General features: G+C 65.2%; 12 protein-coding genes. 7 read left to right on the forward strand and 5 right to left on the reverse strand.

Translation table 11 applies throughout. From position 1 onward, the window contains the following. Positions 1 to 974: 974 nt before the first annotated feature. Together HBF25_RS01435 and HBF25_RS01440 are read left to right on the forward strand one after the other, a co-directional pair. Positions 975 to 1265 (forward strand): hypothetical protein, encoded by a 291-nt coding sequence (locus HBF25_RS01435; protein WP_166945870.1) that lies wholly within the window; start codon positions 975 to 977, stop codon positions 1263 to 1265. Next, a complete protein-coding gene (locus HBF25_RS01440; protein WP_166945872.1) occupies positions 1262 to 1552 on the forward strand; it encodes a hypothetical protein in 291 nt (96 codons plus the stop codon). The genes HBF25_RS01435 and HBF25_RS01440 overlap by 4 nt, the downstream gene beginning before the upstream one ends. 534 nt (positions 1553 to 2086) lie before the next feature. Here the strand turns inward: HBF25_RS01440 and HBF25_RS01445 are convergent. Genes HBF25_RS01445 through HBF25_RS01460 form a run of 4 tightly spaced genes read right to left on the reverse strand, consistent with a single transcriptional unit; the run spans position 2087 to position 5432 of the window. Beyond that, positions 2087 to 2434, reverse strand: coding sequence for a gamma-glutamylcyclotransferase family protein (locus HBF25_RS01445; RefSeq protein ID WP_166945874.1), 348 nt, complete (start codon positions 2432 to 2434; stop codon positions 2087 to 2089). Then, entirely contained in the window at positions 2431 to 3582 is a 1152-nt protein-coding gene (gene nagA / locus HBF25_RS01450; protein WP_166945876.1) for an N-acetylglucosamine-6-phosphate deacetylase, read from the reverse strand. The genes HBF25_RS01445 and nagA overlap by 4 nt, the downstream gene beginning before the upstream one ends. Before the next feature lie 49 nt (positions 3583 to 3631). Continuing rightward, positions 3632 to 4666, reverse strand: coding sequence for an SIS domain-containing protein (locus HBF25_RS01455; protein WP_166945878.1), 1035 nt, complete (start codon positions 4664 to 4666; stop codon positions 3632 to 3634). Positions 4667 to 4679: 13 nt separating this feature from the next. Beyond that, entirely contained in the window at positions 4680 to 5432 is a 753-nt protein-coding gene (locus HBF25_RS01460) for a GntR family transcriptional regulator (protein ID WP_166945880.1), read from the reverse strand. 237 nt (positions 5433 to 5669) lie between these two features. Here HBF25_RS01460 and zwf point away from each other — a divergent pair, with 237 nt between their 5' ends. The 5 genes from zwf (at position 5670) to HBF25_RS01485 (ending at position 11878) form a co-directional block, all read left to right on the forward strand. After that, entirely contained in the window at positions 5670 to 7142 is a 1473-nt protein-coding gene (gene zwf, locus HBF25_RS01465) for a glucose-6-phosphate dehydrogenase (RefSeq protein WP_166945882.1), read from the forward strand. Next, positions 7139 to 7840 carry a 6-phosphogluconolactonase gene (gene pgl, locus HBF25_RS01470; protein WP_166945884.1) on the forward strand — a complete coding sequence of 234 codons (702 nt, stop codon included), beginning with the start codon at positions 7139 to 7141 and terminating at the stop codon, positions 7838 to 7840. The genes zwf and pgl overlap by 4 nt, the downstream gene beginning before the upstream one ends. A 99-nt stretch (positions 7841 to 7939) precedes the next feature. Then, the gene (gene edd / locus HBF25_RS01475; protein WP_166945886.1) at positions 7940 to 9751 is read left to right on the forward strand and encodes a phosphogluconate dehydratase; all 1812 of its coding nucleotides are present in this window, start codon (positions 7940 to 7942) and stop codon (positions 9749 to 9751) included. Positions 9752 to 9766: 15 nt separating this feature from the next. After that, positions 9767 to 10411, forward strand: coding sequence for a bifunctional 4-hydroxy-2-oxoglutarate aldolase/2-dehydro-3-deoxy-phosphogluconate aldolase (eda, locus tag HBF25_RS01480; protein ID WP_166945888.1), 645 nt, complete (start codon positions 9767 to 9769; stop codon positions 10409 to 10411). A 612-nt stretch (positions 10412 to 11023) separates the two neighbouring features. Further along, positions 11024 to 11878: an EamA family transporter gene (locus tag HBF25_RS01485; protein WP_166945890.1), complete on the forward strand. Its 855-nt coding sequence runs from the start codon at positions 11024 to 11026 to the stop codon at positions 11876 to 11878. Here the strand turns inward: HBF25_RS01485 and proP are convergent. Beyond that, entirely contained in the window at positions 11875 to 13371 is a 1497-nt protein-coding gene (gene proP, locus HBF25_RS01490; protein WP_166945892.1) for a glycine betaine/L-proline transporter ProP, read from the reverse strand. The genes HBF25_RS01485 and proP overlap by 4 nt on opposite strands. Positions 13372 to 13374 lie beyond the last annotated feature (3 nt).

Below are 13374 nucleotides of genomic sequence, written 5' to 3' on the forward strand. Positions count from 1 at the left end.
TTTCGACTCGGCTCCTGCCTCGGCGAAAAAGGCCGGCCTTCCTGGCCGGCCCCCTTCGGGCCTTTTCCGCCCACTCCCCTCACCTCCATCAAGTCGCGCCAAGGGCCGCCCCCGCCGCCTCTCCACACGTCGCGGCAGCTTGTTGTAGGAGCGCGCCTGCGCGCGACCGGTTGTCACGAAAACTATCATCGTTTCGATTCCACCGGTCGCGCGCAAGCACGCTCCTACAGGGATGCGGTGTCGCAAGATGGATCGCCGATGCGACCGGTGCCACCTCACGACTAACCTGGCGTAACTACTGTCGTGTAGGAGCGCGCCTGCGCGCGACCGGTTATCGCGAACATCTTCATCGTTTCGATGCATTCGGTCGCGCGCAAGGCGCGCTCCTACAGGGATTGTGTGGCGCTGGATGGATATCGAAACGATTGGTGCCAAAGCCGATGCAACGTCATCGTGTTTGCTGGCAAACCGAGGCGCTGGGTTCCTGCGTACGCAGGAACGACGAGCGCGTGGTGACGATTTTTCAGAATCCTTCCATATCCAAACGCGTGCGCAATTTGGTACGGTGTGCGCGTTGTCTGCTCGTTCGTTGATGGCTCGGCAGACAACCATCGCTCGACGTATCGAGAAAGACGCGAGCCAGAGGTGTATCGAGCACCCCTGACCCGCTGACCAGAACCAACCGAATAGGAGTTGATCATGGCTGTGCCAAATCTTAAGGCATTCTCACACCCACCGTCTGTCCCGGACGGTCCAGGGACGTCCTAAACGCTCGTCAGGACGCGGCTAACGCCCGCGTTCGTCCTGATTTCTCACGGTTTCTGGCTCTGCCGTCGCACCCGGCGCGTAGCGCCCTGCCTGTGAGAAAACCGGACAAAACGCGGGAATGGTGAGATCTCGTCGCCCGAGTCGATGAGGGGCACGGCCCTTGGCGTGCCCCGCTCGGAAGCGGCGTACCAGGGAAAAACCAAACCATGAGTGATCCGAAAGACGAAGGCGTCCTCGGCGAGGGGAGCTTTGGCCTGAATGTCGAGGCCAGCATGGATACGTTGATGAATGACGCGACCGCGTGGCAGGCGTATGCCGAGGCGATGCAGTCGGTGCTGACCGAATACATGGCCGAAACCGAATTGCCGAATCAGCGGTGTGTGGCCCGGGCGATGTCCGGCGTCAATGTGCTCTATCGCATGAGCCTGCAATGCACCAGGCAAGCAAACGTGCGGCGCATCTGGGACGAGGTACGCGCGCTGGGAGGGGCGAAATGATCGTGGGGCTGTGGGAGGTGGGTGTCGCGCTGGTGTTGCTGGTGGTGAACCTGCTTGTCTACATGAGCAGTTATGGCCAGAGGTGTTCGCTGGCGACGGGGGCGCGGATGTTTTCGGTGTTGTCGTTTGTGGCGTTTATTGCCGGGTCGTTCGCCGTGGGCGATATGGCGGCGCACGGGTGTTTGCTGCCGCGGGAGGTGTGGCCGGGCATGGTGTTTGAAGCGGCCAGTGCGGGATTGGTGGGCGCGTCGCTGGGCGCGGTCTGGCTTTGGGGGATGTCGCGGTAGGAAGCGATGCACCCGACGACACCGTATCCCTGTAGGAGCGCGCCTCGCGCGCGACCGGATGCATCGAAACGATGATGGTTTTCGCGACAACCGGTCGCGCGCAGGCGCGCTCCTACAAGATCACCGTGAGATCGGGAGAGGCGGCGGGGGCGGCCCTTGGCGCGACTTGATGGAGGTGAGGGGAGCGGGCGGATAAGGCCGCGTAGCGGGGCCGGCCAGGAAGGCCGGCCTTTTTCGCCGAGGCACGGAGGCCGAGTCGAAAAACCCCGCCCGCTCCCCGTGCCCGAAGGGGCGAAGCCACAAGACACTGAGCCGCGCAGCGGCTCCTCCTTTCCCGAGGGACACCGCAGGCCGGCGCGCCAAGGGCCGCCCCCGCCGCCTCGTGCGCCGCCACGCCACAGGCGCCGAGCGCGAGGCCGGAAGGCGAGCCCTTCCTACGGAGCGACGCACCACACGGCCTGCTTTACTACGGAGCGACACCGTTCCAACTGGTCGCGCGCGAGGCGCGCTCCTACAGGGACAGAGTGCTGGGGGTCAGGCCTGGATGTAGACCCAGGCTTCGTGGCCGGACTTCAGGCGTACCGAGACACGCTTGTAGTCGGAGACTTCGTAGCGATCGGCTGCCGCGAGTTCGTCGGCGGTGATGCGGAAGACCTTGCCGGCGACTTCGTCGGTCGGGTTGCCTGTGTGGCTCACGATGGGATGGAAGCGTTCGCCGCTGGTGCGAAGTACGTCCGGATCCGTGATTTCCACCATGGTGCGGTGGTAGCCGGGGATGGCGTCGTCGGCGCCGTCGAGCAGGCGGCCGAATGATTTCAGCTGCACCGTGTCGAGTTGCAGGGTGCCGTAGGAGAACAGCAGGACGTCGCGTTCGTTGCTCATGCCTTGCTGTAGACCTTCTTGCCGCCGATCCAGGTCTCGGCCACGCTGAAGTCTTCATCGGCGACGACGAAGTCGGCGCGGTAGCCGGCGGCGATGTGGCCGTGTGTGCGATCCAGGCCCAGGAAGGCGGCCGGGTATGTGGCTGCCATGCGTGCGGCTTCGTCATGCGAGACGCCGACCATTTCGACGGTGTTGCGCACGGCCGTGGCCATGTCGAGTGCGGAGCCGGCGAGCGTGCCGTCTGCCGTCTGGCAGACGCCATCACGTGCGGTGATCGTCTCGCCCTTCAGTACGAAGTTCGGATCGTCCGAGCCAACCGGCGGCATGGCGTCCGTGACCAGGATCATCTTCGCGCGGGCCTTCGCCTTGATCGCGACGCGCAGCGATGCCGGATGTACATGGTGGCCGTCGGCAATGAGGCCGCACCAGCTGCCTTCGTCGTCGAGGGCGGCGCCGACCACGCCCGGTTCGCGGCTGGTGAAGGGCGTCATGGCGTTGAACAGGTGGGTGAAGCCGCGCACGCCCAGCTTCAGCGCCTTCACGGTGGTGTCGTAGTCGGCTGCCGTGTGGCCTGCACAGACGATCACGCCGTTTTCTACCAGTTGGCGAAGCACCGCATCATCGGCACGTTCCGGTGCAAGGGTGAGCAAGGTCACGCCGCCGTGGCGGCGCGCGACCATCGCGATATCGTCGGCATTGGCGATGCGGAACTTCTTCGGGTCGTGCACGCCCTTGCGTTCCGGCGCGATGAACGGGCCTTCCAGGTGAATGCCCAACACGCCCGGCACACCCTGCGCCACGGCCTCGTTCACGGCATCGATGGCCTTCGCCATTACCGTTGCGTCATCGCTGATCAGCGTGGGCAGGAAACCCGTGGTGCCGAACTTTGCATGCGCCTCGCCGATACGGCGGATCGCATCCACCGTGGGCTCGTCATTGAACAGCACGCCACCGCCGCCGTTCACCTGGCAATCGATGAAACCCGGCAGCAGCGTACGGCCACCCAGGTCATGCTTCTCGGCCGCACGCACGCGCGGATCGGAAGGCAGGGCCAGCCCGGTGATCGTGCCGTCATCCACCAGCACGGCGAAGCCGCTCTGGAATCCGTTGTCGGTGAGTACGCGTCCGTTGACGAGGGCGAGAGTCATGGGGAGATTCCTTCGATGGGTCCAGTGCGTAAATGACGGCGAAGCGTGGTCAGACGGTCTCGGTCACCTTGTTGAGGTGCGGCGGCACGTCCGGATTGAAGCCGCGCTTCAAGGCCAGCGCCGCGGTGGCGCGGTAGAAGCTCTGCACGGCGATCAGAGGCGCGGCAATCGGTGCGCTGCTGACCAGCGGCAGGATGTCCTCGCCCTCGACGCCCGGCGCCGCCACCCACACGCGCGAGCCGCGCTTGCGGAACTCGGCGGCCACATCGAGCACGCTGGGCAGCGTGTCGTCGTTCTGGGTGAAGAACAGCACGGGGAAGCCCGGGCCGACGATCGCCATCGGGCCATGCTTCACTTCGGCAGCGCTGAATGCCTCCGCGTGGATGCCCGAGGTTTCCTTGAACTTGAGTGCGGCTTCCAACGCGGCGGCGAAGCCGAAGCCACGGCCCACCACGAAGAGGTTGTGCGCGGTGACCAGGCCATCGGTAAGTGACGACCAGTCGGCGTCCCAGTTGGCGCGCAGCTGTGCCGGCAGTGCGGTGAGTGCGTCGGCGATGTCCTTCTTGCCGCTCCAGCGGGCGGCGATGTGCAGGATCGCGAACAGCGCACCGAGATAGCTCTTGGTGGCAGCCACACTCTTTTCCGGGCCCGCATGCAGCGGAATGACGACGTCGGCGACTTCCGCCAGCGGCGAGTCCACGACGTTGACCAGCGCCACCACATAGGCACCGGCACGCTTGGCGGCTTCTGCATTGCGGACCAGGTCCGGGCTCTTGCCCGACTGCGACACGGCAACGTACAGCGAACCATCGAGGTGCTGGTCGGCGTGATAGATCGACGTCACCGATGGCGAGGCCGATGCAGTGACCACACCCAGCTGGGTCTCGAACACGTACTTGGCATACATCGCCGCGTGGTCGGAGCTGCCGCGGGCACAGGTGATGATCATGCGTGGCGGGTTGGCGCGCAGGCGCTCGGCGAGTGCGGAAACCACCGCCTCGTTCTGAGCGAGCTGTCGCTCGACGACCTCGGCAGTCTCGTGCGCTTCGCTGTACATCAGGGTGTCTTGCGGCTTGATCGTCATGGGCAGTGGGCTCTCAGTCGCTTTGCAGTTCCGCGACGAAGTCGTAGATGTCGCCGCGATACCAGGAACAGGTGAATTCGACGATGCGACCATCGTCGAGGAAGCTGCGTCGCTCGATGTTCAGCCCGGCGCTGCCGGGTGAAAGGCGAAGCAGGCGGGTCTGTGCGGGGCCCAGCACCACGGCGCGCAGGCGTTGCAGGGCGCGCAGCGGTCGGTTGCCGAGCTTGTCGAGGGCCTCGTAGAGGGAATCCTCAACCAGGTGCGGATCGGGCAGCAGGTCGTGCGGCACGGCACTGCGCTCGATAGCGAGTGGTTCATCGCCCGCATAGCGCAGGCGATGCAGGCGTACCACCTGCGTACCGGGCGAGAGGTTCATTGCCATGGCCTCTTCCGGCGTGACTTCGCCGATGGCCTTTTCGAAGAACTCCGAACGCGGGTTGAGGCCGCGGGCGCGCAGGTCGTCGGTGAAGCTGGTGAGGCGGGAAAGCGGCTTGACGATGCGCTCGGAAACGAAGGTGCCCGCCCCGTGCCGCTGGGTGAGCAGGCCGTCTTCCACCAGGCCGCCGATGGCCTTGCGAACGGTGACCCGGGACAGGGTGAGGGCCCTGGCCAGGTCGCGTTCGCTGGGCAGCGCATGACCCACCTGCACCTCACCATTCTCGATGACGTTGCGGATGGCCCGGCGCAGGCGCATGTACGCCAGCGGCTGCCGGGCGGCCGGGTCGTGCTGCAGGCGTTGGTATTCGGCGACGAGGGCGCTTTCCATCCAGCGAAGATACCAATCAGCGACCAGTGCGGCAAGCACTTGGGCTTGCGCGCATACCACCGGCCGGATCGAACGCTTGTTTGCACGATTTAAATTGCAAGGAAAACGTTTTCAGACTGTAATCGGGCCGTCAAAGCGCCCGTAAGGATTCGCGAAGTGGTACGGGGCTGGTACGTCCTGGTATGTCACTGGTACGATCCGGAGGCATCTCAATCCGAATCCCATGAGGCGACTGTCGTGAGCGCTCCCCTCCCCGTGATCGAACCCTTCGATCTGGTCATCTTCGGCGGCACCGGCGACCTCGCCGTACGCAAGCTCCTGCCCGCGCTGTACCACCGCTTCGTGGACGGCCAGATCCAGGGCGGCAGCCGCATCATCGGCGTGGCCCGCGAAGGCCTGGACGACGCCGGCTACCGGGAACAGGTCCGCGCAGCGGTCGAGAAGAACGTGACCCACGTGGTGGCGTCGCAGCTGGATGCCTTCATCCAGCTGGTGAGCTATCGCGCGCTCGATGCCCGCAAGGCCGAGGGCTGGGATGACTTCGCTGCCCTGATGGCGCAGCAGGCGGACCACATCCGCGTGTTCTACCTGTCGACCTCGCCCGAGATCTTCACCGACATCTGCCAGCGCCTGGGCTCCCTGGGCCTCAATGGCGAGCGTTCGCGCGTGGTGCTGGAAAAGCCCATCGGCCGCGACCTCGACAGCGCCAACGCGATCAACGACGCGGTGGCCGAAGTCTTCAGCGAATCGCAGACGTATCGCATCGATCATTACCTGGGCAAGGAAACGGTACAGAACCTGCTGGCGCTGCGCTTCGGCAACGCCCTGTTCGAACCGCTGTGGAACGCCCAGCACATCGACCACGTGCAGATCACCGTGGCCGAAACCGTCGGCGTGGGTCATCGAGCCGGTTACTACGATCGTGCCGGCGCCCTGCGCGACATGGTCCAGAACCACATCCTGCAGCTCCTGTGCATGCTTGCCATGGAGCCGCCTTCGTCGCTCGCACCCGACGCCGTGCGCGACGAGAAACTCAAGGTGCTGCGTTCGCTGCGTCCCATCGACGCCAGCAACGCAGCCCAGCTCACCGTGCGCGGCCAGTACCGCGCCGGTGCAGCGGAAGGTCAGGGCGTTCCGGGCTACCTCGACGAGCTCGGCAGCGACCAGTCCAGAACCGAAACCTTCGTCGCCCTCAAGGCGGAGATCGGTAACTGGCGCTGGGCCGGTGTGCCGTTCTATCTGCGCACCGGCAAACGCCTTCCCAATCGGGTCTCGGAGATCGTGGTGACGTTCCGTGCGTTGCCGCATTCCATCTTCGACCCGACCAGCGGCCCGCTCCTGCCCAACCGTCTCACGCTGCGCCTGCAGCCGGACGAAGGCGTGAAGCTGTGGCTGACAATCAAGCACCCGGGTTCGGGTGGGCTGCGTCTGCGTCACGTGCCGCTCGACATGAGCTTCGCGGCAGCGTTCGGTGTGCAGCAGCCCGACGCCTACGAGCGCCTCATTCTCGATGTCGTGCGCGGTAATCCCACGCTTTTCATGCGTCGCGACGAAGTCGAGGCGGCATGGAACTGGGCGGGCCCGATCCTCGACGCGTGGGAGGCCGCGGGCGATACGCCCAAGCCGTATACCGCAGGCACCTGGGGTCCGAGCGCCGCCGTGGCGCTCATCGAACGTGATGGCCGCACCTGGGCCGAGGATGCCGCATGAACGCCAAGATCAACCGCCATGAATTCGCCGACAAGCTGACCCTCGCCGACACGCTCGCACGCGATGTCGCCGCGAAACTCGACGCCGCCATCAAGGCGCGCGGCAAGGCCACCCTCGCCGTCTCCGGCGGCGGCACGCCGAAGATGATGTTCGCCGTGCTGGCCGAGCAGGAGATCGACTGGTCGAAGGTCACCGTGACGCTGGTGGACGAGCGCTGGGTGGATACCGACAGCGATCGCTCCAACGCGAAGCTGGTCGCCGATCACCTGCTACACCATGAAGCGCATACGGCTCAGTTCCTCCCGCTGTTCGATGCAGCCCACAAGGACGACGTGGATGCCGCGCTGTCCGGTGTAGGCGCACGCATCGATGCGCTGGGCCTGCCGTTCGACGCCGTGATCCTGGGCATGGGCCCGGATGGTCACACCGCCTCGTTTTTCCCGGGCGGCGATCACCTTGCCGAAGCCATCGATCCGCACGGCACGAAGACCGTGCTGTCGATGCGCGCCGGCGGTGCCGGCGAGCCGCGTATCACGCTCACGCTGCCGAAGGTGCTCGACACCCGCACGCTGTACCTGCACATCGAAGGTGCCGACAAGAAGGACGTGCTCGCCAAGGCCGAGGCCGGCGAGGATTTCCCGATCCGTTCCGTGCTCACGCAGGACCGCGTTCCGCTCGACGTTTACTGGGCGCCGTAAGACGCCTTTCCTGCCGCCGATGGGGAGTCGGCGGCTTTCCGCCACTCCCGCGCGCCATGATGGAGCGCGCGGCACGGTCAAAGCCTTCAGGAACATGCCATGACCATCCATCCTGTCCTCGCCGAGGTGACCCAGCGCATTGTCGAACGCAGCCATGCGTCGCGTACCGCCTACCTCGCGAAAATCGAAGCCGCACGCGGGAAGGGCGCGAAGCGGCATCATCTGTCCTGCGGCAACCTCGCACACGGCTTCGCCGCCTGCGGCGAGCAGGACAAGAACGCGCTGCGCAACGGCCATGCCGCGAACATCGCGATCGTCACCGCCTATAACGACATGCTTTCGGCGCACCAGCCGTACGAGCGCTACCCGGAGCTGATCCGCGGCCTGGCGCGCGAGCGCGGTGCCACGGCCCAGGTGGCCGGTGGCGTGCCGGCGATGTGCGACGGCGTGACCCAGGGCCGTCCGGGCATGGATCTGTCGCTGTTCTCGCGCGACCTGATCGCCATGGCCACGGCCGTGTCACTCTCGCACGACATGTACGAAAGTGCCGTTTACCTCGGTATCTGCGACAAGATCGTGCCGGGCATGCTGATCGGCGCGTTGTCGTTCGGCCATTTCGCCAGCGCCTTCATTCCGTCGGGACCGATGCCCTCGGGCATTCCCAACGAAGAGAAGTCGAAGGTGCGCCAGGCCTTCGCGGCAGGCAAGGCATCGCGTGCCGAACTGCTCGAAGCCGAAGCCCGTTCGTACCATGGTTCGGGCACCTGCACCTTCTATGGGACGGCCAACTCCAACCAGATGCTGATGGAGATCATGGGCGTGCACGTGCCGGGTGCAAGCTTCGAGGCACCGGATACGCCGCTGCGCGATGCACTTACCGCAGCAGCTATCGATCGCGTGCTTGCCTCGGACTGCCTTGGCGAGCATTACCTTCCGCTGGGCCGAATCATCGACGAGCGTGCCATCGTGAACGGCGTGGTCGGCCTGCATGCCACGGGTGGTTCCACGAACCACCTGCTGCATCTGGTCGCCATCGCCCGCGCGGCGGGTGTCGAGCTGCGCTGGGATGACTTCGATGCGCTTTCGGCGGTGGTGCCGCTGCTGGCGCGCGTGTATCCCAATGGCTACGCGGACGTGAACCACTTCCACGAGGCTGGCGGCATGGCCTTCCTGATGGATCAGCTGCTCGATGCCGGTCTGTTGCATGGCGATGTGAACACGATCATGGGCCACGGCCTCGACGCGTACCGCCAGCAGCCGTCCTTGGTGGACGGCAAGCTCACGTGGACGCCGGTGTCGAAGGAAAGTGGCAATCGCGGCGTGCTTCGTGCCATCGCCGAGCCGTTCCGTCATGACGGTGGCCTGCGCATGCTCAAGGGCAACGTCGGCCGTGGCGTGATCAAGGTATCGTCGGTGCCCGAAGACCGCATGGTCGTCGAAGCTCCTGCCATCGTCTTCGACGAGCAGGATGACGTGAAGGCTGCTTTCGACCGTGGCGAGCTGAACCGCGATTTCGTGGCAGTGCTGCGTTTCCAGGGGCCGCGTGCGCGTGGCATGCCCGAACTGCACAAGCTCACGCCGACGTTGAGCCTCTTGCAGGATCGTGGTCATCGCGTGGCGCTGCTGACCGACGGCCGTATGTCCGGCGCGTCGGGCCGTGTTCCCGCTGCCATCCACGTCACCCCCGAGGCAGAAGCCGGTGGTCCCATCGCGCGTATCCGCACAGGTGACATCGTGCGCCTGGATGCCGTGACGGGAAGCATCGAAGTGCTGGTGCCCGCCGACGAGTGGAATGCGCGCATTCCCGACAACATCGACCTGTCCGCCCACCATGTGGGCATGGGCCGCGAACTCTTTGCCATGTTCCGCCAGTCGTCCGTCACGGCCGACCTCGGTGCGGGCGTCTTCTGAACCACCGGAGTAGAGATGAGCAACGAAGCGAAGCAACAACAGGTCGAATCCACGCTGCGGCTCGCGCCGGTGGTACCCGTGGTGATCATCGAGGACGCATCGAAGGCCGTCGGCATGGCGCGTGCGCTGGTCGCCGGTGGCGTGCCAGCCATCGAGGTGACCCTGCGTACGCCGGCCGCGCTGGATGCCGTGCGTGCGATTGCGGCTGAGGTGGAAGGTGCGTTTGTCGGCGTGGGTACGGTGCTCACGGCGAAGGATCTGGAGGCGGCTTTCAAGGCTGGCGCGAAGTTCGCGGTGTCACCGGGCAGCAGCCCGAGGCTGCTCGATGCGGCGGACGACTCCGAGCTGCCGCTGCTGCCGGGCGCCGCGTCGGCCAGCGAGGCGATGGAGTTGCTGGAGCGCGGTTACCGTTTCCAGAAGTTCTTCCCGGCCGTGCCGGCCGGTGGCCCGAAGCTGATAGGTGCCTGGGCTTCCCCGCTGCCGCAGATCCGCTTCTGTCCCACCGGCGGCGTCAGCCTCGCCAATGCGCACGAGTTCCTGTCGCTGCCGAACGTGGTATGCGTGGGCGGCTCGTGGCTCACCCCGGCCGACAAGCTGGCCGCAGGTGACTACGCTTCCATCGAAACCCTGGCCCGCGAAGCGGCCCAGCTGAAACGCTAAGGCTAACGCACGGTAGAAGTCCCCACCTACCGTCGTTCCAGCGAAAGCTGGAACCCAGCGCGGTGCGGTGGGTTGTCGCGAGGGAATCTCCTACGCCAAAGCCGATGAGACAACCTCGTCCATCTGGCAAACCGAGGCGCTGGATTCCTGTTTTCACAGGAACGACGAGCCAAGGGCAACCGTCACCCCACCTACCGTCGTTCCAGCGAACGCTGGAACCCAGCGCGGTGCAGCGGGTTGTCGCGAGGGAATCTCCTACGCCAAAGCCGATGAGACAACCTCGCCCATCTGGCAAGCCGAGGCGCTGGGTTCCTGTTTTCACAGGAACGACGAGCTAAAGGCAACCGTCACCCCACCTACCGTCGTTCCAGCGAACGCTGGAACCCAGCGCGGTGCAGTGGGTTGTCGCGAGGGAATCTCCTACGCTAAAGCCGATGAGACAACCTCGTCCATCTGGCAAACCGAGGCGCTGGATTCCTGTTTTCACAGGAACGACGAGCCAAGGGCAACCGTCACCCCACCTGCCGGAACGAAGAGTGGGGTATCCAGGGTGTTTGCGCCGGGCGCGCTACGGGCGCATTCTTCGCCACCTTGAACCCGGGCGTCGTTTCCATGCGCTACATCCTTCTCGCCGTCGCCTTCAGCGTCGCCGTCTCGATCCTGCTCAAGCTTGCCCGCCGGGCCGGGATCGACATCGTGCAAGCGGTCGGCACCAACTACATCGTGGCGTCGGCGCTCACCTGGTGGTTGCTCAACGGCACGCCACGGGCTGCTCTCGATGCGCGGGCGACCTGGACACCTCTGATTGCCCTCGGCGTGCTGCTGCCCTCGATCTTCATCGTCATGGCGCGCTCGGTGCGCACCGTTGGCATCGTGCGTACCGACGTGGCCCAGCGACTCTCGCTTTTCGTTTCCCTGTTTGCCGCCTTCGTCTTCCTCGGCGACACGCTCACGCCGCTCAAGGGTGCCGGCATCGGCCTGGCCCTGGTCGCTGTCCTGTGCGTGCTCTGGCGCAAGGAGCGCGGCAAGGTGGAAGCCGGAAGCTGGTGGGCGCCCCTGCTCGTCTTCGCAGGTTTCGGCGCCATCGACGTCTGTTTCAAGCTCATCGCACTGGCCGGCGCATCGTTTGCCAGCGCCCTGCTCGCCGCCTTCCTGATCGCGATGGTGCTGTGCTGGCTGGTGGCCTTCGGCCGGGCTGTGGCCGGCAAGGCGGCGCTATCCCTGCGCAACCTCGGTTTCGGCGCAGTGCTGGGCGCCTGCAACTTCGGGAACATCCTGTTCTATATCCGCGGCCACCAGGTCCTGGCGAGCGAACCGTCCCTGGTCTTCGCCTCGACCAATGTCGGCGTCGTACTGCTCGGCACGCTCGTGGGCGCGTTCGCGTTCCGCGAGAAGCTCTCGGCGCTGAACTGGCTGGGCATCCTGCTCGCCATTGCCGCCATCGGCGTGATGACGCTGGCCCGCTAGGCGGGCTTCGCCTCACCCTCGGCGTTACTGTCTTCAGGCAGTGCAGGCAGCGTTTCATCCACCGTCAACGGTGCATCGCCGGCCAGCAGTTCGCGTGCCTCTGCATGATCGGCCACGGCTGGCGGCGAGCCACGCAGCGGCATGCCGGCGGTTTCGGTCACGAACAGCATCGTGATGATGCCGATGATCGCGGCACCCATCAGGTAATACGCCGGTACCAGCGGATCGCCACTGCGCTCCACCAGCCACGCCGTGACCAGGGGCGTCGTACCACCGAACAGCGATACCGACACGTTGAACGCGATGGACAGCGCGCTGTATCGCACAGGCGTATAGAACAACGCAGGCAGCGTCGACGGCATCGTGCTCGTGAAGCAGACCAGCATCACGCCAAGTGCCATGAGGCCGGCGAAGATCAACAGGTCGTTGCCCGTGCCCACCAGCAGCATGCAGGGAATGGCGAGCAACAGCATCGCCACGCACGCACCGATGATCATCGGGCGACGGCCGATACGGTCGCTGAAACGCCCGCCCACCACGTTGAGCGGCATCATCACCAGCATCACGATGATGATCAGCAGCAGGCCTTTGGCCTCGCTGTAACCCATCGTCACCGTGAGATAGCTCGGCATGTAGGTGAGCAGCATGTAGTCGGCGACATTGAACACCAGCACCAGGCCCACGCATTTCAGCAGCTGCGGACCATGCACGGATACCAGTTCCAGCAGGCCGATGCGCGGCGTATCGCCATGTGCTTCCATCGCTTCTGTATGTGCCTTGAATGCAGGGGTTTCCTCCAGCTTCATGCGCATGTAGAGGCCGAGCAGGCCCAGCGGCCCGGCAACGAGGAACGGCACGCGCCAACCCCATGCGTGCATGTCCTGCGTGCTCAGCAGCATGGTGAGTGCGGTGACCACGCCGGCGCCGGCGATATAGCCGCCCAGGGTGCCGAACTCCATCCAGCTGCCCATCTGGCCGCGCCGTGCATCGGTGGAATACTCAGCGATAAACGTGGCCGCGCCACCGTATTCACCACCGGTGGAGAAACCCTGCACCAGTCGCGCAAGCAGCAAGAGGATGGGCGCCCAGATGCCGATGCTGTCGTAGCTGGGAATCAGGCCGATGGCGAAGGTGCCCAGCGCCATCATGATCATGGTGGCAGCCAGTACGCGCTGGCGCCCGAAGCGATCGCCCAAGGGACCGAACACGAGTCCGCCGATGGGGCGAACGAGGAAGGCCACGGTAAACGTCGCGAAGGTGGCGATCACCTGTGCGGTGGGGCTGCTGCCGGGAAAGAAGACATGCCCCAGCGTCACGGCGAGATAGCCGTAGACACCGAAGTCGAACCACTCCATGGCATTGCCAAGGGCGGCAGCGCCCACGGCGCGCTTCAACATGGGTTCGTCGACGATGGTGAGATCGTCGGGTTTCAGATGCTTGCGACGGCGGGTAAACCAGCCGAAATGGGCGTCATGCCCTGCGGAATCCTGCATCGT

This window comes from Luteibacter anthropi (assembly GCF_011759365.1).
Lineage (GTDB): Bacteria > Pseudomonadota > Gammaproteobacteria > Xanthomonadales > Rhodanobacteraceae > Luteibacter > Luteibacter anthropi.